Origin of the sequence: Peribacillus sp. FSL E2-0159 (genome assembly GCF_038643155.1) — a bacterium.
In the GTDB taxonomy this organism is placed as follows: domain Bacteria; phylum Bacillota; class Bacilli; order Bacillales; family DSM-1321; genus Peribacillus; species Peribacillus simplex.
The window spans coordinates 468,397-492,016 of record NZ_CP152053.1 but is presented as its reverse complement, the minus strand read 5'-3'; the positions used below and the strand labels follow the sequence as shown (position 1 = coordinate 492,016).

Annotated in this window: 22 protein-coding genes; 2 read left to right on the top strand and 20 right to left on the bottom strand. The window is 42.6% G+C overall.

The genetic code is table 11. The features are described from left to right. Window positions 1-3: 3 nt before the first annotated feature. From gatC to NYE63_RS02430, 5 genes are all read right to left on the bottom strand, one after another. Window positions 4-294, bottom strand: coding sequence for an Asp-tRNA(Asn)/Glu-tRNA(Gln) amidotransferase subunit GatC (gene gatC, locus NYE63_RS02450; RefSeq protein ID WP_076372748.1), 291 nt, complete (start codon window positions 292-294; stop codon window positions 4-6). A 380-nt stretch (window positions 295-674) separates the two neighbouring features. Continuing rightward, on the bottom strand, window positions 675-1,844 hold the full coding sequence (locus tag NYE63_RS02445) for a CamS family sex pheromone protein (protein WP_342603937.1): 1,170 nt from the start codon (window positions 1,842-1,844) through the stop codon (window positions 675-677). 11 nt (window positions 1,845-1,855) lie between these two features. After that, window positions 1,856-3,862, bottom strand: a complete 2,007-nt coding sequence (ligA, locus tag NYE63_RS02440; protein WP_342603936.1) for an NAD-dependent DNA ligase LigA — start codon at window positions 3,860-3,862, stop codon at window positions 1,856-1,858. Between the two features lie 103 nt (window positions 3,863-3,965). After that, a complete protein-coding gene (gene pcrA / locus NYE63_RS02435; RefSeq protein ID WP_342603935.1) occupies window positions 3,966-6,212 on the bottom strand; it encodes a DNA helicase PcrA in 2,247 nt (748 codons plus the stop codon). 61 nt (window positions 6,213-6,273) lie between these two features. Then, complete coding sequence (locus NYE63_RS02430; RefSeq protein WP_063235730.1) at window positions 6,274-6,957, bottom strand: heptaprenylglyceryl phosphate synthase; 684 nt, start codon at window positions 6,955-6,957, stop codon at window positions 6,274-6,276. A 78-nt stretch (window positions 6,958-7,035) separates the two neighbouring features. Between NYE63_RS02430 and NYE63_RS02425 the strand changes: the two genes are divergently transcribed. After that, window positions 7,036-7,170 (top strand): hypothetical protein, encoded by a 135-nt coding sequence (locus NYE63_RS02425; RefSeq protein WP_260399461.1) that lies wholly within the window; start codon window positions 7,036-7,038, stop codon window positions 7,168-7,170. A 9-nt stretch (window positions 7,171-7,179) separates the two neighbouring features. Here NYE63_RS02425 and NYE63_RS02420 read toward each other — a convergent pair whose 3' ends face one another. Genes NYE63_RS02420 through NYE63_RS02410 form a run of 3 tightly spaced genes read right to left on the bottom strand, consistent with a single transcriptional unit; the run spans window position 7,180 to window position 10,347 of the window. Then, window positions 7,180-7,494, bottom strand: coding sequence for a YerC/YecD family TrpR-related protein (locus NYE63_RS02420; protein ID WP_034306094.1), 315 nt, complete (start codon window positions 7,492-7,494; stop codon window positions 7,180-7,182). A gap of 26 nt (window positions 7,495-7,520) precedes the next feature. After that, a complete protein-coding gene (locus tag NYE63_RS02415) occupies window positions 7,521-8,558 on the bottom strand; it encodes a DUF3048 domain-containing protein (RefSeq protein ID WP_342603934.1) in 1,038 nt (345 codons plus the stop codon). 43 nt (window positions 8,559-8,601) lie between these two features. After that, window positions 8,602-10,347: an adenine deaminase C-terminal domain-containing protein gene (locus NYE63_RS02410; protein WP_342603933.1), complete on the bottom strand. Its 1,746-nt coding sequence runs from the start codon at window positions 10,345-10,347 to the stop codon at window positions 8,602-8,604. A 145-nt stretch (window positions 10,348-10,492) separates the two neighbouring features. Between NYE63_RS02410 and NYE63_RS02405 the strand changes: the two genes are divergently transcribed. Next, window positions 10,493-10,759 carry a YgaP-like transmembrane domain gene (locus NYE63_RS02405; protein WP_342603932.1) on the top strand — a complete coding sequence of 89 codons (267 nt, stop codon included), beginning with the start codon at window positions 10,493-10,495 and terminating at the stop codon, window positions 10,757-10,759. Window positions 10,760-10,808: 49 nt separating this feature from the next. Here the strand turns inward: NYE63_RS02405 and purD are convergent, their stop codons facing one another. From purD to purE, 12 genes are all read right to left on the bottom strand, one after another. Then, window positions 10,809-12,083, bottom strand: coding sequence for a phosphoribosylamine--glycine ligase (gene purD / locus NYE63_RS02400; RefSeq protein WP_342603931.1), 1,275 nt, complete (start codon window positions 12,081-12,083; stop codon window positions 10,809-10,811). Between the two features lie 19 nt (window positions 12,084-12,102). Continuing rightward, window positions 12,103-13,638 (bottom strand): bifunctional phosphoribosylaminoimidazolecarboxamide formyltransferase/IMP cyclohydrolase, encoded by a 1,536-nt coding sequence (gene purH, locus NYE63_RS02395; RefSeq protein ID WP_144478720.1) that lies wholly within the window; start codon window positions 13,636-13,638, stop codon window positions 12,103-12,105. Between the two features lie 18 nt (window positions 13,639-13,656). After that, window positions 13,657-14,232 carry a phosphoribosylglycinamide formyltransferase gene (gene purN / locus NYE63_RS02390; RefSeq protein ID WP_063595368.1) on the bottom strand — a complete coding sequence of 192 codons (576 nt, stop codon included), beginning with the start codon at window positions 14,230-14,232 and terminating at the stop codon, window positions 13,657-13,659. Then, window positions 14,232-15,257 carry a phosphoribosylformylglycinamidine cyclo-ligase gene (gene purM / locus NYE63_RS02385; protein WP_063235723.1) on the bottom strand — a complete coding sequence of 342 codons (1,026 nt, stop codon included), beginning with the start codon at window positions 15,255-15,257 and terminating at the stop codon, window positions 14,232-14,234. Before purM ends, purN begins: the two co-directional genes overlap by 1 nt. A gap of 42 nt (window positions 15,258-15,299) precedes the next feature. Continuing rightward, entirely contained in the window at window positions 15,300-16,715 is a 1,416-nt protein-coding gene (gene purF / locus NYE63_RS02380; protein WP_192207627.1) for an amidophosphoribosyltransferase, read from the bottom strand. Then, a complete protein-coding gene (gene purL / locus NYE63_RS02375) occupies window positions 16,700-18,922 on the bottom strand; it encodes a phosphoribosylformylglycinamidine synthase subunit PurL (protein ID WP_342603930.1) in 2,223 nt (740 codons plus the stop codon). The genes purF and purL overlap by 16 nt, the downstream gene beginning before the upstream one ends. Continuing rightward, window positions 18,906-19,592, bottom strand: coding sequence for a phosphoribosylformylglycinamidine synthase subunit PurQ (gene purQ / locus NYE63_RS02370; RefSeq protein ID WP_137018223.1), 687 nt, complete (start codon window positions 19,590-19,592; stop codon window positions 18,906-18,908). Before purQ ends, purL begins: the two co-directional genes overlap by 17 nt. Then, window positions 19,589-19,843 (bottom strand): phosphoribosylformylglycinamidine synthase subunit PurS, encoded by a 255-nt coding sequence (purS, locus tag NYE63_RS02365; protein ID WP_034306118.1) that lies wholly within the window; start codon window positions 19,841-19,843, stop codon window positions 19,589-19,591. The genes purQ and purS overlap by 4 nt, the downstream gene beginning before the upstream one ends. Further along, entirely contained in the window at window positions 19,836-20,555 is a 720-nt protein-coding gene (gene purC / locus NYE63_RS02360) for a phosphoribosylaminoimidazolesuccinocarboxamide synthase (RefSeq protein WP_342603929.1), read from the bottom strand. Before purC ends, purS begins: the two co-directional genes overlap by 8 nt. 103 nt (window positions 20,556-20,658) lie before the next feature. Continuing rightward, window positions 20,659-21,951 carry an adenylosuccinate lyase gene (gene purB / locus NYE63_RS02355; protein WP_342603928.1) on the bottom strand — a complete coding sequence of 431 codons (1,293 nt, stop codon included), beginning with the start codon at window positions 21,949-21,951 and terminating at the stop codon, window positions 20,659-20,661. Beyond that, the gene (purK, locus tag NYE63_RS02350; protein WP_342603927.1) at window positions 21,948-23,108 is read right to left on the bottom strand and encodes a 5-(carboxyamino)imidazole ribonucleotide synthase; all 1,161 of its coding nucleotides are present in this window, start codon (window positions 23,106-23,108) and stop codon (window positions 21,948-21,950) included. Before purK ends, purB begins: the two co-directional genes overlap by 4 nt. Then, window positions 23,092-23,580 carry a 5-(carboxyamino)imidazole ribonucleotide mutase gene (purE, locus tag NYE63_RS02345; RefSeq protein ID WP_063235771.1) on the bottom strand — a complete coding sequence of 163 codons (489 nt, stop codon included), beginning with the start codon at window positions 23,578-23,580 and terminating at the stop codon, window positions 23,092-23,094. The genes purK and purE overlap by 17 nt, the downstream gene beginning before the upstream one ends. Window positions 23,581-23,620 lie beyond the last annotated feature (40 nt).

Here is a 23,620-nt window from a genome sequence, read left to right as displayed (position 1 = left end):
TCCTTATTCAATTATTGATGGTACACGGATATATCCTTCTTTGCTATCCGGTGCATTTTTAACTACTTCTTCTACTGGCAATCCCGGTTTTGCGACATCTTCGCGCATAACATTCTTCATATCCAAAACGTGAGAAGTCGGGTTTACTTGATCCGTATCAAGCTCATTCAACTGCTCCGCGAATGAAATCATTTGGTCAAGCTGATGCTGAAACTGTTGTGCTTCTTCTTCCGTAATAGCCAAACGAGCCAAATGGGCAACGTGTTTAACTTGTTCCATAGAAATACGTGACATTCTCTTCACCTCCGAAAAAATATCCAAATCGACTGAATTTCGTCGCTTTTCTCCATATAATCATCGTCTAAATCATATCAAACTATTACACAGTAAAGCAACAAGAGATACAGTGTCGAAATTCAATTATTTCGTAAGGAAAAAGAGATATTTTCCGGGAAATATGGGAAAGTTGCCGAAATTTCCGGGGAAATGACAATAAGGCCTTTAAAATTCGACAAATGTTCCCTTTTTAAAGTATTTGCTTCCTAAGATGGAAGGGTTTACTTTCTATTATATATTTTTGTTCCTGGTTAAAGTTATTTTGAAATTCACAAGAAATAGATTCCAATTTTAAAGTGGGTCGCAAAAAAGATGAAGCCGTTAAGCTTCATCTTTTTTCATTCGTATATATGCACGGTTGGTTCGTCCTGATTTGCTTCACGGACTATGAGCGCTTCAGGTCCATTTACAGAGGTAATGGATACCTGTACGGCAATATAGTTCGGGAAACGTTCCATTATAAGCCCAGCAACATATTGGGTAAAGCCGATGGCTTCAGAGTTCCCATAAAATTGAATGGGGATATCGATGTTCAGACTTTGTAGTTGATCATCCATATAGAACGCCCTGCCGATGACTCCGTTAAAGTTAGGGAAGTATTCTTCGACATCTTCTTTAAAGTTCGTGAAAGTATTGACGTCATCACGGTATTTTTTTTCAGCACCTGCTGAAGGAAATAGGAAATACTCTTCGTCCAAGTCCGTCCATTTTCCAATGTTGTCAGAGTTATTATCGATATTTGTATAGGAAATGAAATTCCCAGGGACTACTGAAGATTTTTCATTTTGCTCGAATAGGGCAATCGTAATCGGAACATTTTTCAGCTTGTCCTTTTTACGCAGCCGTTTTAAGACTTCTGCAGCAATTTTCTCCCCTTCTTGCTTTAGCTTATTACTATCGATTTTCTTTTCATAGGTGGCACCGTATGCTTCTTTTTGATAGTAATGCACTGAATTCAGCGCAAGACCAATTACAACTCCGCCAAGGCTCACTGAATTATCTTTTGTTTTTACCAAGTAATTATGTTCTAAAACATGGGCAAGATAGATCGGATTTTCTTGATTCCGCTTATCAATGTCACCTTTACCTGGATCAACCGGGTTCAAGCCAAGATTCTTTGAGGCTTTCATGTCCTTTTCTTTCAACTGACTATCGGTATATTTTCTGTTCAGCCAAGAAGATATCTCTGAACTATCTAGTATTTGCCCCTCTTGAAACAGGTAATCTTCTGGGTCGAATTGGGTTTGGGCCAACCGCATCAATCCATTTTCGAATTCTTCAATGTCATATCGGGTATTTAGATTGGATACGACCAAACCACGTGCTTTTGATGGTTCAAACGGTAGGATTGTTTGATAATATTCTTCCGAAATTTTATACTTCGGAATAATTGCCGTTTCTTTTTTATCTTTGGAGTCTTGAACTACCTCTTGCTTATCCTCAAAACTAGGCGCACATCCAGCAAGAAGCAGTATAAGAATCATCCCCAAAATAGAGTGTTTCCTCATAGTTACACCTCTTATTTATTTAGTTCCTCAATCAGTCTCTCTTCATCCCATACCATGACGCCTAGGCTTTCAGCTTTTGCCAGCTTGGAACCGGCATCTTCGCCAGCTACGACCAAATCGGTTTTCTTGCTGACACTTCCAGCAACGTTAGCTCCTAGCGCCTCTAATTTCTCTTTTGCTTCGTTACGTGTTAGCTTATGCAGTTTACCCGTTAAAACGACTGTTTTACCGGAAAAAACGGAGTCGATATCTTCAATAGCAACAGCTCTTGGCCCTTTGAAAGTAAGATTTACACCAGCTGCATCCAACTCATTCATTAATGCATGTACTTCTTCCAATTCAAAATAGGCTACGATGGAATCGGCCATCTTATCACCTATTTCATTAATGGCCGTTAGTTCTTCACGGCTCGCCTTGCTTAATGCTTCCATCGTCCCGAATTCCCTCGCAAGTGTCTTGGCCGCTTTTGAACCAACATGGCGAATGCCCAGCCCGAATAGTAATTTTTCCAACGAGTTGGTTTTCGAAGCTTCGATTGCTTGAAGAAGTTTATTGACGGATTTATCCCCCATCCTTTCCAAAGCAATCAGTTGATCGTATGTAAGCTTATATATATCAGCCACATCTTGGATGAGTTCTTCTTTAAACAACAAGCTAATCACTTTTTCACCAAGACTGTCTATATTCATTGCTGTACGGGAAACAAAGTGAATCAAGCCCTCCCGTATTTGTGCAGGACACTTCGGGTTGATGCAGCGTAAAGCAACCTCCCCGTCCAACCGGACAAGTTCACTGCTGCATTCCGGGCACTCAGTCGGCATCTGGAATTCGACTTCTTCCCCTGTACGGCGTTCTGCCAGTACATTAACCACCTCTGGAATGATATCACCGGCCTTTTTCACGACCACTTGATCTCCTATTCTGATGTCCTTTTCACGGATTAAGTCTTCGTTATGAAGTGAGGCTCGCTGTACAGTCGTACCTGCTACCCGAACGGGGTCCAAAACGGCGGTCGGGGTCAATACACCCGTACGGCCAACATTCAGCTCGATATCCCTTAGGGTTGTAATGACTTCTTCAGCTGGGAATTTATATGCAATGGCCCATCGCGGACTTTTAGCAGTAAAACCTAATTCATCCTGCTGTTCAAGGGAATCCACCTTTACGACAATTCCATCAATATCATAGGCTAAGTTTGGACGGTGTTCCGTCCATTCTACTATATAGGCCAGCACTTCCTCTATATTCGAGCATGTTTTTCTTTCCCGATTCGTCTTAAAACCGAGCCGATCCAATAAATCCAAACCCTCACTGTGGGAACGGACCCCTGTTTCCCCCAGATCGGCAATCGCATAAAGGAAAATATCCAAGTTCCGTTTCGCAGCAAGTTTTGGATCAAGCTGCCTTAACGAACCGGCAGCTGCATTTCGTGGGTTTGCAAATGGTTCCTCACCGCGTTCTTCCTTAGCCTTATTTAATGATTCAAATGATTTTTTTGGCATGAAGGCCTCACCGCGCACTTCTATGGCAACCGGCTCCCGCAACTTCAATGGAATCGACTTGATCGTTTTCAAATTAGCGGTAATATCTTCACCGATCGTCCCATCTCCACGGGTTGCCCCTCTTACGAAATATCCATTCTCATATTGAAGAGTGACGGCAAGTCCATCAATTTTCAATTCACATACATAGGAAAAATCGTCACCTACAGATTGTCTGACCTTTCTGTCAAAATCCCGTAAGTCACTTTCATTGAAGGCATTGCCTAAACTAAGCATCGGTGTGGTATGCTCCACTTTTTCAAACATATCCAAAATGGCGCCACCGACCCGTTGTGTCGGTGAGTCCGCCGATTGCAGTTCCGGAAATTTCTCCTCATACTCAATAAGTTCACGGAGTAGCCGATCATATTCAGCATCAGGTACTGATGGCTGGTCCATCACATAATATTCATAGCTGTATTGGTTCAATAAAGTTTGCAGTTCTAGCACTTTCTGCTCTGCAGCTTGTACGTCCATACGTTCAATCCTTTCTAAAGAAGACTCCACCGCACTTCTTATAGAAGAGCGGTGTCTAAAGTCAGATATCCCTATTCTTTACCAGTAGAAACATATTAATAGCTTATGCTTTTTCAACTGGTGCAAATTTCGCCAATAGGCGTTTGATGCCGATTGGACTTGGAAAGGCAATATCCAGTTCCTTCCCTTCGCCTTCTCCTTTTACGCTCACCACGGTTCCTATCCCCCATTTTTTATGGGATGCACGGTCGCCGACAGCCCAGCCGATCTCTTCACCGCCCGTTGCGGATGGTGCAGAAACAGCTTTTCCAAAGGCAGGCACTTTTCTTGTGGAAGCTGTCGAAGGAGATCCCGTTCTCGAAGAACTGAAAGGTGTTTGCCTAGCTCTAGGAGCCGGTTTCGGTTTTAGATCTTCAAGAAGTTCCTCCGGTATTTCACTGATGAAACGTGAAACTGGATTCATGCTCGTCCGTCCATACAATGTCCGCATTTGGGCATTGCTTATGAATAGTTCATTTTCAGCCCTTGTAATTCCAACATAAGCCAGACGGCGTTCTTCTTCCATCTCCTCTTCATCCATAAGCGAACGGCTGTGAGGGAAAACCCCTTCTTCAAGGCCCAATAGAAAGACCACCGGATATTCAAGTCCCTTCGCTGAATGCAGCGTCATCAACGTTACCATATTTGTAGCTTCTTCGGAATTCTCATCAAGTTGGTCTATATCGGCAACCAACGCCAGGTCAGTCAAAAAGCCCACCAATGATTTGTCCTCGCTGTTACTTTCGAATGCTTTCGTAACAGATAAAAACTCATCTATGTTTTCAAGCCGGCTTTGCGATTCAATCGTTTTTTCTGCCTGCAGCATCTCACGGTAACCGGTTTTCTTAATGACTTCCTCCACCAGTTCCGTCACGGATAAGTACTCCTGCTGATTTGTATAGTTAGTGATCAGCGTATGGAATTCTCTTGCCGCTTTGGTTGCCTTCCCGCTTATCCCCACCATTTCCACAGATTCGAGTGCTTTATAAATGGAAACATCATATTGATCTGCATAATCTGCCACTTTGTCCATTGAAGTTGCACCAATTCCGCGTTTTGGTACATTGATTACACGGCGGAGACTGATGTCATCATCAGGATTCGCAATAAGGCGAAGATAGGCAAGTAAATCCTTAATCTCTTTACGGTCATAGAACTTGGTTCCCCCGACTATTGCATAATTTATATTGGATTTAAGCAGAACTTCCTCCATGACACGTGATTGTGCATTTGTTCTATAAAGTATTGCTATATCGGAGTATTTCCTGCTGCCGCCCTGAACTAACTCATTTATCTTTCCGGCTACAAATTGTGCTTCCCCTTGTTCATTGTCTGCACGGTAATAAAATAACTTATTGCCCTCTACATTCTCGGTCCAAAGATTTTTCGGCTTACGGTTTTGATTGTTACCGATGACCTTATTCGCCGCTGCAAGAATCTTTTTCGTCGAGCGGTAATTCTGTTCAAGGAAAATCATGTTGGCATTCGGATAATCTTTTTCAAATGAAAGGATATTCGCAATATCCGCACCGCGCCAACGATAGATCGATTGATCGGAATCCCCGACAACACAGAGATTACGGAAGCGTGAAGCCAGTAGTTTAACAAGCATGTATTGAGCCCTGTTCGTATCTTGGTACTCATCAACATGAATGTATTGAAATTTACGCTGATAATATTCAAGCACCTCAGGTACGAGCTGGAACAATTGAATCGTCATCATGATCAAATCATCGAAATCAAGCGCTGAATTTTTACGCAGCCGTTTTTGATATTCCGTATATACATCTGCAGTTACTTTAGTGAAGTAATCAGAAGCCGTCTTCAGGTACTCTTCCGGCCCGACCAATTCATTTTTCGCTGAACTGATGCTACCCAAAATGGCACGGTAATCATATTTCTTTGTATCCATATTACGATCTTTCATGATTTGTTTTATGACCGATTGCTGATCCGTCGTATCCAATATCGAAAAGTTCCTATTAAATCCGATACGGTCGATATCTCTTCGTAAAATGCGGACACACATCGAGTGGAAAGTTGAAATCCAGATATCTTCGGATGCACCGCCAAGTATGGCGCGGATCCTCTCCTTCATCTCACGTGCCGCTTTGTTGGTGAACGTGATTGCGAGGATGTTCCATGGCGCTATTTCCTTCTCGACCATCAAGTAAGCTATTCGGTGAGTCAGCACACGCGTCTTTCCACTTCCTGCCCCAGCCATGATTAAAAGTGGGCCATCAGTTGATTTCACTGCTTTTTGTTGCTGTTCATTCAAACCTATTAGTAATTTTTCCGCTAAATATTGCATTATCACACCACCTATACGAACATTCGTTTCTGTTTTAGTATACTATATTTATTACATGATTTCATTTAACTGCCGAAACTGTTGCAAGTGCCACTTTCAAATCTTCATAAATCACATTGCCGACAACGATGACATCCGCAATCTTAGACATCTCTTTGGCCTGTTCAACCGATTTTATCCCACCACCATAGAATAGTACGGTATCCTCCAAACTCTCTTTTGCCGCTTCCACCATCTGTACATCGCCATAATCACCGCTGTATTCCAAATAAAAAATCGGCAGGTTGAACATCTTTTCAGCCATCATCGCGTATGCACCCACATCATCCATATCCAAATCGGTATTGGCTTTCGTCAATTGGGCCGCCTTGCACTCTGGATTCAGAATACAGTACCCTTCAACGAAAATTTCATCCCAATTCAAAAGGTATCCGTATTCTTTGACTGCTTGCTGATGCAGTTTCATCATCCAATCCGGGTTGGTGCTATTCAGGACACTCGGAATGAAATATAAATCAAACCCTGGCGTCACCGTTTCAACAGAGGAAATTTCCATCACACATGGAACGGTATATCGTCTGACACGTGCCATTAAATGAAGCACATTCTCAAGCGTGATTCCATCCGTTCCTCCGACCATGATTGCATCAGTACCGGATTCACAGACTTTCTCAAGGGCCTCATCACTTATTTCTTTATTTGGATCGAGTTTGAAAACATGTTTCCACTCGCGAAAATCGTACATTATAATCCTCCATTCACACTTCCCATTACACCATTATAGCATTAAGATTTTTCATTAAAAAAGAGAAGTATCGATAAAATGTTATTACCAAATGGAACCTCTGAATCTAAATTCCAATATAACACGGATACGGCTGAAAGACAGCCAGCAAAGAAAGTGATGGACCCCCAAAATAAAAAGCCGGGAAATGAATTCCTCGGCTTGTTATTATAATCGATAAAATTAAGATTCAGTTGTTTCCTCAACGTTATCCTTAATACGGTTAAGTGCCATAGAGTAAGCATCATTTCCGTAATTCAAGCAGCGTTTGACCCTGGAAATCGTAGCCGTGCTTGCACCCGTTTCCGTTTCGATTTTATGATAGGTTTTACCTTCTTCAAGCATGCGAGCTACTTCAAGACGCTGTGCCAGTGATGAAATTTCATTGACTGTGCATAAATCATCAAAAAATCGATAGCATTCGTCCAAATCACGCAAGGAAAGGATCGACTTAAACAGCTGATCCGTTTCTTTTCCCCTTAACTTATCAATTTGCATGTTACTCCCCCTCAATTTCATGGGTATCAAAATGAGACGTCTCCTACTAAACCAGGTTCATCCGGAATAATATTGACCCAGGTTTTCCCTGGAATCAATCCTACTTCTTCTTCGTTTTTCACTGGTATAATCCGACCATCCTTATTAACCCATTCTACTTCATTCGCTTTTCCTTTTTGAAGTAAATAACCTTTTCCGCCACTTTTCAAGTCGATTTTACGACGCCCTTTATCGTCAATCACTTGATGAGCAGCCTCAATGATCAATATATTATCAAGTAAAATAGGTTTATTCGATTTATGTTCGACTGTTTGCTCTCCATTCGAATAACGTTTATATTTCTCTTCCGTGGCTTCGTATTCATACTGTACATCATACTCGTCTGATCCGTAGGAAATCTCGGTTTTCAATGCCGGTTCCCCTTGAAGGCTAGCCTCCTCTTCCTTTGTCAGGAAAGTATAAGGCTCCGGTGCACCATTCAACTCATATCCCTTTTCCTTCGCGCCTTTTTGGATGTCCTCAAAGGAGATGTAGGAATTATGAGGTGCTTTTCGATCTGCCGAACGTTGAAACAAAGTACCATCATAATATAATCCGTTCAAGTTATCAATATACCCTTTGTCCAGCATGGTTTTTGCCTCGGGGCTATTCCCATGACACACATAGATGCAATCCATGCCTTTAGCCAATTCGATATAATAGTCCCTTGCACTCCGAATCGGACCGATTTGGCTTGGCATTTCACTTTGGAAGATAGCTAAAAATCTGGTTATGTCACCTTCTGCGAGCATTTCGTAGACGATATCGGCTTCTGAGAGGCCCGATTGCGGGCGTGCTTCCGGATGATTATTAACCATCACTGCTGCAGCCCTTTGCTCACTGCCTTCATCGGTGGCTATACCTGTAAGTGGAAACTTATTGGAAGGTTCATTTTTCACATCTGTATTTTTGATGACAGCCTGATCTTTCGGCTTACTGTCATCCGTTGCAGGATTTTCTTTCGTCGAACAGCCTGCCAGCAGTAAAATAGCAATAACGATGAAAAGAACTCTCTTTAAATTCATCTTTCCACTCCTCTGATTTATTAGCCATTTCTTCTCTTATATTTTAACGCATTATAGTGGGAAAGAGTATAGTTTTATTCATAACATCATATACTCCCCGCTGGGTTAGCCTTATATATGGCAGATGGGTTGTTGAAAAGAATGAAAGGGTGTACACAGGATCGGCGAAGCGATATCCCCTCTCACGCAGCAAAGTTTTCAATACATTTTCCTCTTCAATCAGTTCAGGAACCTCTTTGGTGGACATGACTCCCTTTAATTTCAGAGGAAGTTCATGAATCACCTTTCCGTGTTCCGTTAAAACGATTCCACCGCCAATCTCCTTAAGCCGGTTAAATGCCAAATGCATATCCTTTTTCCTTTTACCGATTAATATGATATCACCTGTATTTGTATAAGAGCCGGCAAAGCCACACAATTTATCCGCAAACCCTTTTAATATCGTATTGATGCGCCATTTCCCTTCCCGATCAATAAGCATGAAAAAGCATTCATCATCCTCAAAGTTCAGTTCTTCATGCCCAACATCATTGGCAAGGGAGTACGGTTTCGTAATAACATTATTGACCAATTCAATCCCAAACGGCATGGAAAATTCAAAATCTTCCTTTAAACTAAGCTCCCAATCAAGATCGAGTGGTTTAAAATCGAAATCACTCCATTCGATTTCCTGTTTATCCGGAATGATTTCGCCATCCCTTTTAACCCACTTACCTTTTGCCATTACCGAAACCGGTGCAGGTTCCTTTACATCGGTCAGGAAGTTGATGTTCGCTACTCTTCCAGTGGCAATATTACCATGAAGGTACTCAATGTTATAATATCGTGCGATGTTGATAGTTGCCATATTGTATGCATCGATGACCGGGACGCCATGCTCTATCGCTATTTTAATCAAGCAGTCTATGAAACCACCTTCATAAAAGGATGGCGGCGATCCATCAGTCGTATAAAAGAATTTGTCATAATGATCAATGCCCAATTCATGGATTTCCTTGATCATCTTTGGAAGATCTGGCCGGATCGAAGAATGTCTTAACGATACATAATAGCCCTGCAGCAACCGCGACATGACTTCATCACCTGTCATTGCCTCATGATCACAATCGGCTCCGAACAAGGTCATTTTTGCTAAAGTCTTCTCTGAAGCACCTGGAAAATGTCCTTCTATTTTCTTCCTCATTCGCTTGGCTTCCTGAATCCAGTGCAACATCATGTCATCCCCATCGAGAAGCTTCGGCCATCCAGTCAGCTCCCCGCCCTGTAGTACGGCATCATGCTCCAGCCATGATTTAACGGCCCCATGGGAAAAGACCATGTCTTCATCTATCAATTCCGTTTGTCCATCAAAACGGCTCCACCAATACATTGTTACAGGAATGTTACGTAATTCTTTCAAAAGAGAAAACGCTTTCTTTTTATCTAACTGCAATAGAAACGGCAAGTTATCATTGATCAATGTCGTTGTGCCAAAATGAGATGCATAACGTGAAAAAGAAAGGGGATTATATAATTGAGAAGGGTGTGAATGCGGCTCAATATAACCCGGGACTAAGTACTGGTTTGTACAGTCTACCATTTCACAGCGGTCTATATTATCAGGAAGCTTATCGCCAACATATATGATGCGATCATCATATATCCATATATTCGCTTTTACCCATTTTCGTAAAGCCTGATTTAAATAAGTCGTATTTTTAAGCAGAATGTGTGGTGCCCTATTGCCATCCAGCACATCTATATGTTCTCTTAGATGCTTATTTTTCCATCTATAGCGCTGTTCAAGCATTAAACATTCCCCCATAATTTTTTAGAAACAGTTGTATGAAAAACCATTTTCAATCCAATTTTATTTCATAGTAACATACTTGCCTCATTAGAACAGTAATGTTATCCAGAATTTTGTTAAATTTTTGTGAAGGGATGGACTTTAAATGAATTTTAAACAAAATATCAGTATAATAAATGCGTTAATGCGAATTACCTGTGGTTTTACACTTCTAACATGGGCAATGGCTAAAATGGTAAAGAAACCATGGAAAAACCAATCTTATATATTCGTGGTCATGCTTTCCGCCATGAAAATAGGCGAAGGCATTCTCCGCTATTGTCCTGTCGTCGATGCATTGGAAAACGGACAAAGCTTTATGAAAAACGAATCAAAACAGGAAAACGAATCCAATCAATCTGATTCATATTAAGTTTTTTCTAAAGAAGAAGCTGACTCCGCTTAGAGTCAGCTTCTTTATATTATGATGAAAAATTGTATTTTATTGCACGGTAGCCAATATCCGTTCGCCAGAATAAGCCGTCTTTCTCAATATGCCCCAACTCTTTATATACTTCAGCTTGGGCAGAGGCCAAATCTTTCCCTTTTGCAGCAACCAGAAGAACTCGTCCGCCATTAGAGATGAAATTCCCCTCACTATTAAGAGCCGTTCCAGCATGATAAACATGGGCGTTCGGATCAATCTTTTCCAAGCCTTTAATGATAGATCCCTTTTTATATTCCCCTGGATATCCATCAGCTGCGACGACCACTCCAAGAACGGCTTCTTCATGCCATTCAAGTTGTAAATCCTCTCCAGAAAGAACCGCTTCTAGCGTATCTACGAAATCTGTTTTTAGGCGTGGTAAAACAACTTGCGTTTCCGGATCGCCAAAACGGGCATTGAACTCAATGACTTTTGTGCCTTTTTCAGTAGCGATCAACCCAGCATATAATATTCCTGTAAAACGGCGATTTTCCGAAATCATCGCATTTACCGTGGGCTTAAGAATTGTTTCGACTGCAGTCTGAATCATTTCATCGGAAATTTGCGGCACCGGTGAGTATGCACCCATTCCACCTGTGTTCGGACCCTGATCTCCGTCGAAAACCCGCTTATGATCTTGAGCAATGACCATCGGATACACTTTTTCCCCATTAACGAATGCCATCAATGAAAATTCCTCGCCATCAAGAAATTCCTCAATGACGACTTTGGCAGATGCTTCCCCGAACTTCGCTCCGACTAGCATATCATGGATGGCGTCTAACGCCTCTTCCATCGTCATAGCAACTACGACACCTTTTCCTGCAGCCAAACCATCCGCTTTTATGACGATGGGGGCACCCATTTTTTCGATATATGCTTTTGCTGAATCATAATCAGCAAAGGTTTCATATTCTGCTGTCGGAATGCTGTAGTTCTTCATTAAATCTTTAGCAAAGGATTTACTTCCCTCGATGACTGCAGCACGGCCATTAGGGCCAAATACCTGTAATCCTGCCTCCGTAAAATCATCGGCAAGTCCATTCAACAATGGGGTTTCGGGCCCGATCACCGTTAATGAAACTGCATTCTTCTTGGCAAAGGCAACCAAATCCGCGTGATTGTTTTCATCAATTGGAACAAGAGTCGCTACATCGGTCATCCCTGGATTTCCCGGAGCTGCAAAAACAGTCCCAACCCGTTTACTTTCAAATAGTTTGCGGGCTATGGCATGCTCCCTGCCGCCCCGGCCAATTACTAATACATTCATTATCGCACCTCATTTTTGATTAATGTTTAAAGTGACGAATTCCTGTAAACACCATCGTAATCCCATATTCATCAGCTTTCTTGATTGAATCCTCATCTTTAACAGATCCACCAGGCTGAATGATTGCCGTGACGCCCGCTTTCGCCGCCGCTTCTACAGTATCATCCATTGGGAAGAAAGCATCTGATGCCAATGCACTTCCTGTCACTCTTTCCCCAGCTTGTTCCAGAGCAATTTTTGCAGCTCCCACACGGTTCATTTGACCTGCGCCAACGCCTAATGTCATTTGATCGTTACAAACCACTATTGCATTCGACTTGACATGTTTCACGATTTTCCAGCCAAGTTCCATGGCTTTCCACTCTTCAGGGGTAGGCTCACGTTTCGTTGCCACTTTTACCTCCGCATCCTTTAAGCTATGTGCATCCCGATCTTGAATAAGTAATCCGCCTTCAATGGATGTCAATTTACGTTCAGGCTTTTTAACCGCGTCGAAATCGATCGTTAATAAGCGAAGGTTTTTCTTGCTTGTCAATACTTCCACTGCCTCTTGCGTAAACCCAGGAGCAATGATGATTTCAAGGAAAATTTCATGAAGCTTTTCCGCAGTCGCCTTATCAACTTCACGGTTCAAAGCGATGATCCCACCGAAAATGGAGGTAGCATCTGCCTCATAAGCTTTTTCATATGCTTCCAAAATGGTTGCACCGACACCAACGCCGCAAGGATTCATATGTTTGACTGCAACAGCAGCCGGCTCATTGAATTCTTTAACGATTTGAAGTGCTGCATCAGCATCATTAATGTTGTTGTATGAAAGTTCTTTTCCATGTAATTGCTTCGCTTCTGCAATTGAGAAAACGGAACCGAGCGGCTTTTTATAGAATGCGGCTTTTTGATGTGGATTTTCCCCATAACGAAGCGACTGTTTCAATTCATAGGTAACAGTCAATGATTCAGGATTTTCTTCATCGGCAAGCTCTGTCATATACTCTGAAATAACGGCATCATATGCTGCTGTATGGCGGAAAACTTTTGCAGCCAGGCGGCGATTCGTGGTTTTTGATACCCCTCCGTTTTGTTTCAGCTCAGCCAATACGGTAGGATAATCATTGGAATCAACGATAACAGTCACATATTCGTGGTTTTTGGCAGAAGAACGAAGCATTGTCGGTCCACCGATATCGATGTTTTCGATAGCATCTTCCACAGTGACTTCCGGTTTGGAAATAGTCGCTTGGAATGGATATAGGTTTACACAGACAAGTTGAATGGGTTCAATATTATGCTCTGCAAGCTGTGCTGCGTGATTTTTGTCATCATGTTTTGCCAACACCGCTCCATGGACATTCGGGTGAAGCGTTTTAACACGTCCATCCAATATTTCCGGGAAACCGGTGACGTCACTGATTCCAATTACCTCAATACCATTATCCTGCAGCGTTTTTTTGGTACCGCCTGTAGAAATAATTTCAAAACCTGCTTCAATTAAACCTTGAGCAAATTCTACGATACCTGTTTTATCCGATACACTAATTAATGCACGTTTCTTCATGTTATGTTGGTCCCTCCATTAAGTAAGTTTCTTGTGGCATAGCTCCTGCAAAACTGACGGATACAAGTCATGCTCCATTTCCTGAATTCTTTTTTGGAGGATGTCTTTCGTATCCCCCTCAAGAATTGGCACTGCTTTTTGGGCAATGACCGGTCCTGTGTCCATTCCATCATCAACATAATGAACCGTTACCCCCGTTTCCTTCACTCCGGCGTCAAAAGCCTGGCCAATTGCATCCTTGCCTGGAAAACTAGGCAAGAGTGAAGGGTGGATGTTCACAATCCTCTGTGAATACTTTTGTAATAATGTCGGACCGATCAAACGCATATAACCAGCCAGAATGATAAATTCTATCTCATACTGACGAAGTTTTTCCAGGATTTCCGATTCATACTCAGTTTTGTTAGAGTAATTCTTCGCTGAAAAGGAGAAAGAATCAATATTCTCAAGCTTAGCTCTCTCAAGCACATATGCGTCTTCACGATCGCAAACGACAAGACAGATTTCCGCTTCCAACTTTCCACTTTTTATTGCTTCAGCAATTGATTGAAAATTACTACCGTTACCTGATGCAAAGACAGCAAGGCGTTTCATTATTTGAACGACACTCCATTTCCATCCACAACCGTTCCAATAACTGAGGCTTCTTCACCGCAAGACTGTAGGTGGGCTAGCACATCTGATGCCACTTCTTTTTTCACGACAGCCGTCATTCCAATACCCATATTGAAGATATTGAACATTTCCTCTTTTACAAGGTTCCCTTTTTCTTCAAGGAATGAGAATATAGTTGGAATTTCCCAGCTTCCAAGCTCGATTTCAACACCGCATCCTTCAGGAAGAATACGCGGAATATTCTCGATGAACCCTCCGCCAGTGATATGGGCAAGACCATTAACATCAAATTTTTCCAACGTCGATAAAACGGACTTCACATAGATTTTTGTCGGTTTTAATAATTCCTCTCCCAACTTGCAATCCAGTTCCGGTACGAAGTCATGAAGCGACATACCTGAGTCTTCAAGAAGGATTTTACGAACAAGGGAATACCCATTACTGTGGATGCCGCTTGAAGCGAGACCAATAACGACATCTCCCGCAGAAATCGCTTCACCAGTAATTAGACGTGATTTTTCAACGGCACCTACAGTAAAACCTGCCACATCGTATTCTTCCGTCTCGTACATTCCTGGCATTTCAGCTGTTTCTCCGCCGATTAAAGCACATCCCGCCTGCTCACAGCCATCTGCAATCCCTTTGACGATCATTTCAATTCGTTCAGGATCTGCTTTACCGCAGGCAATATAATCTAAAAAGTATAAAGGTGCAGCACCTTGAACGACAACATCATTGACGCACATAGCTACACAATCCACTCCAATTGTATCGTGTTTATCCATCATGAACGCCAACAAAAGTTTCGTACCCACTCCATCCGTACCAGAAATGAGCACAGGTTCTTTAAGGTTCAAGGAAGATAAATCAAACATGCCGCCGAAACCGCCAAGACCATTCATTACTTCTGGACGTAATGTGCGCTTTACATGTTTTTTCATTCGATTTACCGCTTCATAACCAGCCTCAATATCCACACCAGCCTGTTTATATGCATTAGCCATTTGAAATCCTCCTCCGAAAATCAATCATCATTGCCGACTTGATTAACATTTTGTTTTTTCTCGTTCGTATTCAAAAATTTCAGTCGGATAATTTCCGGTGAAACAAGCTAGGCATGAACCGCGCGTTTCTCCAGGAAACGGTCGTCCAATTGCTTCGACCATACCTTCGACACTTAAAAAAGTTAAGGAATCAGCACCGATGATTTCCCTTATTTCCTCCACCGATTTAGAGCTCGCAATCAGTTCTTCCTTTTTAGACGTGTCTATACCATAAAAACACGGATTCTTGATCGGTGGTGAGCTGATTACTACATGCACTTCTTTCGCTCCGGCATCTTTTAACATGCGGACAATCCTTCTGCTCGTTGTCCCACGGACGATTGAATCATCAACCATTATGACCCGCTTACCTTCGACTACCCCTCTTACAGGTGATAGTTTCATCTTCACGCCTTGTTCACGCAGACTTTGTGATGGCTGAATGAACGTCCGTCCAACATACCGATTTTTTATTAAACCCATTTCATAGGGAATGCCTGCAGCTTCAGCATAGCCAATCGCTGCCGAAATGCTGGAATCAGGTACACCTGTAACTACATCGGCTTCAATTTTGGTTTCCAGTGCCATTTGCTTGCCAAGGTTTTTTCGTGCCGTATGAACATTGATACCATCAATGTTGCTATCCGGACGGGAAAAATACACGTACTCCATCGTGCACATTGCCTGTTGACTGGAAAGCGAAAAGTATTCGGATGTGATTCCCTCATCATTAATGACAACCAGTTCACCCGGCTCAATATCGCGGATGAATTCTGCACCTACAATATCAAGTGCACATGTTTCGGATGCAGCGAAATATGCATCGCCTATTTTACCCAAGGAAAGTGGACGGAAGCCATGTGGATCTCTTGCCATGATCATTTGGTTTTCTGTCATGATGACAAAGGCATAGGCTCCCTTCAACATGCTTAAACTATTCTTCACGGAATCTCTGACATCCGAGTAGCCGGAGCGTTTAATCAGATGGGCCAGAACTTCCGTATCAGATGTCGTTTGAAAAATGCTTCCCTGTCCTTCAAGCTGTGCTTTTAACTGATGGGCATTGACGATATTCCCATTATGAGCAAGGGCCAGCCCTCCTGTATGTGAATTAAACAAGAAAGGCTGAACATTTTGATACCCGCCGCCGCCTGCCGTTGTATAACGGACATGGCCGATTGCCGCTTTTCCGGTACCTGAAAGTGCCTGCATTTTTTCGGCCGTGAATATCTCTGTGACTAGACCTTCACCCTTGGAGATGGACATCTGCTCACCGTCCGTCACGACGATGCCAGCTCCCTCTTGACCACGATGCTGTAAGCTATGCAAACCGTAGTAAGCCAGCTGTGCTGCATCGGGATGTCCCCAGACTCCAACAACACCACACTCTTCGTTTAGGCTTCTTATTTCAGCAAGCATGGTATGGCTCCCTTCCAAGCTGTTTGTAAATCTTCAACGTCCGCTTCCAATACTTTGCTATCACTGTCTGTTGCCACGACTAATTTATTATCTCCCGTTACTGAGCCAATGCATATCGCATCTTCAACTAGCGCTTCGAATGCCGTTTTGTTTTCAGGCTTGATGGATAGTAGGAATCGAGATTGCGTTTCACTGAATAATTCTGATACCGGTTCGCCCGCTAAATTTACTTTTGCCCCAAGCTTGCTAGCCCCGAATAAAGATTCAGCTAAAGCCACTGCCAAACCGCCTTCCGAAAGGTCATGGGCTGATGCAACAAGTCCTTTTTGGATTGCAGTGAGGATTTGCTGCTGACGTTTTTGTTCAACGGCCAAATCAAGTTCCGGAGCGCGTCCAAAGATTTTACCCTCTAGCATTTTCTGTAATTCACTGCCGCCAAATTCAACTTTCGCTTCGCCGACCACATATATCAAATCGGATTCATTTTTAAATGTTTGGGTAGTGATGTGCTGAAGGTCACTGACAAGACCAACCATCCCAACTACTGGTGTCGGATAAATCGCTTCACCATTCGTTTCATTGTAAAGGGAGACATTTCCGCCAATTACAGGAGTACTTAAACTTCTGCAAGCTTCACTCATACCGTCTGCCGCTTTTTCCAATTGCCAAAATATTTCAGGTTTTTCTGGATTCCCGAAATTCAAGCAATCCGTAATCGCTAAAGGTTCCGCACCCGAGCAAATGATGTTACGGGCAGCTTCAGCCACTGCGATTTTGCCACCTGTTTCAGGATCTAAATAAATAAAGCGGGAGTTGCAATCCGTCGTCATGGCAAGGGCCTTATTTGTACCCCGTACACGCACTACCGCTGCATCAGACCCAGGTGCGACGACTGTATTCGTGCGGACCATGTAATCATATTGGTCGTAGACCCATTCCTTACTCGAAATTGTCGGTTGCTTCAATAGTGATACCAATGTATCTTTATAATCTTCAATGACTGGCACTTCTGCCGCCATGCTTTGGAAGTCACGGAAATATTGCGGTTCTGCAGATGGCTTGTGATAAATCGGAGCTTCTTCAGCCAATGCATCAACCGGAACCTCAGCAACGATTTCACCTTGATGGGAAAGTGTTAGATTTTTATCATCCGTTACTTCTCCAACAGCAACCGCTTCTAGGTCATATTTCGTAAACAAGTCAACGATTTCCTGTTCGCGTCCTTTAGTTACAACGATCAGCATTCGCTCTTGTGATTCAGAAAGCATCATTTCATATGCTGTCATTCCCGTTTCACGCTGCGGTACTAAATCAAGGTTCATTTTTATTCCTGAGCCAGCTTTGCTCGCCATTTCGGCAGATGAACTTGTAAGACCCGCTGCTCCCATATCCTGAATACCAACAAGGGCATCATTTTGAATCAATTCAAGGCATGCTTCCAAAAGCAGTTTCTCCATGAATGGATCGCCTACTTGTACGGCAGGCCGTTTTTCTTCTGAAGACTCTGATAGCTCTTCAGATGCAAATGTTGCTCCATGAATACCATCACGTCCAGTTTTGGCACCCACATACATCACTGTGTTGCCCACTCCATGCGCTTGGCCTTTTTTAATGTCCTTATGATCGATCAAACCGACACACATTGCATTGACCAGAGGATTTCCTTCATACGATGGATCAAATTGAATTTCTCCGCCGACAGTTGGAATTCCGATACAGTTCCCATATCCTGCAATCCCTGCAACCACTTCTTTAAATAAATATTTCACACGATCATTGTCTAACTCACCGAAGCGAAGCGAGTTCAGCATCGCAATCGGACGGGCACCCATGGAGAAAACATCACGGATAATACCGCCGACACCAGTAGCAGCACCTTGATAAGGTTCAATTGCCGATGGGTGGTTATGACTTTCTATTTTAAAAACGACAGCCTGATCGTCACCGATATCAACGATACCTGCTCCTTCACCAGGACCTTGTAGCACTTTCTCCCCTGTAATCGGGAACTTCCTTAAGATGGGTTTTGAATTTTTGTAGGAACAATGCTCTGACCACATTACCGAAAATAATCCAGTTTCCGTATAATTCGGCAGTCTGCCTAAGATTTTTTCCACCATTGCAAATTCATCATCGGATAGTCCCATAGTGGCGTACAATCGATCCGATTTAATTTTTTCCGGACTTGGTTCAAGCTGTAATAACATGTGATTCCCTCCAGTTTTTTACGATGGATTGAAAAATCTTTAAGCCGTCTTTACTGCCAAGCAGCGAATCAACAGCACGTTCGGGATGAGGCATCATTCCGAGGACGTTTCCTTGTTCATTTGTAATTCCCGCTATTTGTTCCAAGCTTCCGTTTGGATTTTCACCATCATATGTGAACAAGATGCGGTTGTTTTGTTTTAATTCAGCCAATGTCTCATTATCACAGTAGTAATTCCCTTCACCATGGGCAACTGGAATCGTAATCGTTTCATTTAATTCATATCCTGTCGTGAACATCGATTGATTATTTTCAACTTTCAATCCTACATTGCGGCAAATGAATTTCAAGCCTTCATTACGGCGCATCGCTCCAGGTAAAAGTCCTGCTTCAAGTAAAATCTGAAAACCATTGCAGACACCCAATACAGGCTTTCCTGCTTGTGCCGCTTTTACGACTTCGGCCATTACATTCGAAAATCGTGCAATTGCTCCAGAGCGTAAATAGTCTCCATAAGAGAAACCTCCAGGAAGGAGAATCCCATCATACTGATCTAGATTGTCTGTAGAGTGCCAAACATACTCCACTTCTTCCCCCAGTGCATCCTTTATCGCATGGTACATATCGACATCACAATTGGAACCAGGGAAAACTATGACAGCAAATTTCATTGGGTGATAACCTCCTCAACATCATAACGGTAAGCTTCAATTACCGTATTGGCCAATAGTTTTTCACACATTTCTTTCACAAGTTGATCTAAATCACGATCCGTATCCTTAATTGTAAGTTCAATGTATTTCCCCACTCGAACATCACTAACTTCGTTATAAGTCAAACTATGAAGTGATTGTTGCACTGCTGCTCCCTGTGGATCTAGTACACTTTCGCGTAGTGTGATATATACTTTAACCTTATACATGTTGAGTGCCCTCCAACTTTGCTAGTATTTTTTCGTAAGCATCTGTTAAACTGCCTAAATTACGGCGGAATACATCTTTGTCTAACTTTTCGTTCGTGTTAATATCCCATAATCGGCAGGTATCAGGTGAAATTTCATCTGCCAGCAGAATGTCTCCATTCGGGGTTTTACCGAACTCTAATTTAAAATCAATCAATTTAATGTCCAATTCTTTAAAGAAGGAAGTTAAGACGATACTGATTTCTTGTGCCTTTTCTTTTAAAATGGCTACATCTTCCTTGCTTGCAAGTTCCAATTCTTCAATATGGTCTTCCGTTAACAGAGGATCGCCGAGCTCGTCGTCTTTATAGTAAAACTCAATCAGCGTTTTCTTGAGCGGCTGGCCTTCTTCAATGCCAGTCCTTTTAGAAAAACTGCCGGCAGCCGTATTTCTGACAACGACTTCAAGCGGAATGATGGATACCCTCTTGACTAGCTGCTCCCTGTCGGAAAGCTTTTCAATAAAATGGGACGGGATATTTTCCTGGGCAAGCTTTGAAAATAATAAGCAAGTAATTTGATTATTCAACTTACCTTTTCCGGCAATCTCTGACTTCTTCTCACCATTAAACGCTGTTGCCGAATCCTTATATTCCACCCATACTATTTCACTGTTGTCCGTTGCAAAAATCTGTTTCGCTTTTCCTTCATACAACAATTCTCGTTTTTCCATCTGTCCAGACCCCCACATTGTGAATATTATGAATCTTCCTGCCAATGATCAGGCTTGGCAAACATATCACCGTTTAGAGGTGCCATGTTTGCCGCCTTCACTTTTATAAACCTAAACGATCAAAGATTACATCAACATTTTTCAAGTGATGTGTAGGATCGAAACAATCATCAAGTTCTTCTTTCGTAAGCAAGCTTGTGATTTTATCATCCTTTTCGATCAGGCTTCTGAATGGAACCTGAAGCTCCCACGCTTCCATCGCTTTCGGCTGAACCGTATCATAAGCTTCTTCACGGACAAGTCCTTTATCGATAAGGGAAAGCAGCACACGTTGTGAGAAAATCAATCCCAGCGTACGGTCCATATTTCGTTTCATATTTTCTGGATAAACGGTCAAGTTCTTAACTATGTTGCTGAAACGGTTCAGCATGTAGTTTAATGCGATCGTTGCATCCGGCAAGATGATGCGCTCAGCAGAAGAATGAGAAATGTCACGTTCATGCCATAATGGTACATTCTCATATGCTGTCATCATGTAACCGCGGATTACACGAGCCATACCCGTCATATTTTCTGAGCCGATTGGATTCCGTTTATGAGGCATTGCCGAAGATCCCTTTTGTCCTTTTGCAAAGAATTCTTCCACTTCGCGTGTTTCACTTTTTTGCAAGCCGCGAATTTCCACTGCGAACTTTTCAATTGATGTCGCAATTAATGCCAATGTGCTCATATAATGTGCGTGGCGATCGCGCTGCAATGTTTGTGTTGAAATAGGCGCTGCTTCAAGGCCAAGCTTTTCACAAACGAATTTTTCAACGAACGGGTCGATGTTAGCATAAGTTCCGACAGCACCAGAGATTTTCCCAACCTCTATGTTCTTTCTAGCTTCTTCAAAACGTTCGACATTTCGTTTCATTTCTTGATACCAAAGTGCCAGTTTCAATCCAAAAGTGGTCGGTTCCGCATGAACTCCATGTGTACGTCCCATTTGAACCGTGTATTTATGTTCTTTCGCTTTATTTTTCAGGATCTCCACGAAGTTATTTAAATCCTTGGCAAGGATATCATTCGCTTGCTTTATCACATATGAAAGAGCTGTATCCACCACATCAGTAGAAGTCAGTCCGTAATGGACCCATTTCCGTTCTTCACCCAACGTTTCAGAAACCGCACGTGTAAAAGCAACAACATCGTGGCGTGTATCTTTTTCGATTTCATTGATACGGTCCACATCGAATGTAGCATTTTCACGAAGAAGCTTCACATCTTCTTTTGGAATGACACCTAGTTCAGACCATGCTTCACAAGCTAAGATTTCAACTTCCAACCACGCATTAAAGCGGTTCTTTTCTGTCCAAATGTTTCCCATCTCTGGGCGGGTATAACGTTCAATCATTTTACTTCCTCCGTTTCAACCTGTTGATTCCATATTTTGCTTCGATCACTTTCCAAAAGAGCTTCCTCAATCGTTGGACGTAAAATATTCACATGGCCCATTTTCCGCTTAAGCTTGGCTTCTTTCTTACCGTAAAGGTGAACCTTCCAATCCGATAGCGTCGGAATTTCATCCATTAAGTGTCCGATATGTTCACCAAGGATGTTTACCATTACCACAGGCTTCAATAACGCTGTATTTCCGAGTGGCCAATTGCAGACAGCCCTTATATGCTGTTCGAACTGTGAAGTCTCACATGCTTCCATTGTATAATGGCCTGAGTTATGAGGTCTTGGCGCTAATTCATTAATGATGATTTCATCCTGAGCGGTTAAAAACATCTCTACTGCCAATGTCCCCACCAAATCAAGTTTCTCTGCAAGCTGCAAAGCTTCATTAATAGCTTTCCGTTCAGCTTGTTGACTAATACGGGCAGGAACAATACTTTTATGAAGAATGTTTTCAATATGAATGTTTTCCGCAATCGGGAAATGACTTGCCTCGCCATCTGCCTTACGCGTCACGATAATGGAGATTTCTTTTACGAAAGGAATCCAGGCTTCCAGCACACATTTACCTGTTTTGAGCAGTGAATCAGCCTTCTTGATATCGGCTTCTTCCTTTATAACCAACTGCCCTTTTCCATCATAACCGCCCCGCGTCGTTTTTAACACACTAGGGTACCCTAATTTCTCTATATGAAGGTGAATTTCTGAAATATCCTGTATTTCCTGATATGGAGCAACAGAAGCTCCTGCATCAGATATGGCTTTTTTTTCTGTAAGTCTATCCTGTGTCAGCTTTAATAATTCTGAGCCCTGCGGAAGAAAAGCATGTTGCTTTAACCAATCCAGGGCTTCCGAACTGATATTTTCAAACTCGTATGTTATGACGTCACTGACCTCAGCTAATCTTTTCAATGCTTCGATATCATCATAAGCACCAGTGATTTCTATATCCGCCACTTGAGCACATGGACCTTCTGCAGTCGGCTCAAGGACCGCTATCTTAAAGCCCGATGCCTTAGCCGATAAGGCCATCATCCTGCCCAATTGCCCACCGCCGATTATTCCAATGGTCTGTCCCGGTAAAATGACTGTATTATTTAAGTTGTTCACTGCTCTGTAACACCTTTTCTCTGGTTTCGTCTCGTAAAGCCTCTAACCTATCAGCAATGTCAGAATCAAAAGCTGCTAATATTTGAGCCGCAAACAAACCGGCATTGACTGCGCCCGCTTTTCCGATCGCAACCGTTGCAACCGGTACGCCACCAGGCATTTGAACAATCGATAATAACGAATCCATCCCATTTAATGCCTTCGACTGTATTGGTACGCCTATCACAGGGACAATCGTTTTAGCGGCGGTCATACCTGGAAGATGTGCAGCCCCGCCTGCTCCGGCAATAATCACTTTAATATCTCTCTCTTTTGCACTCTCTGCATATTCAAATAGTAAATCCGGCGTCCGGTGGGCGGAAACGACTCTTTTTTCATAGGGAATCTCAAGCTGTTCCAATGACTCACAAGCGTATTTCATCGTTTCCCAATCCGAGACACTTCCCATAATAACCCCAACTTGCGGTTTCATATAATCTTTCCCTCCAACACTCATATTATGGCGTCCCGAG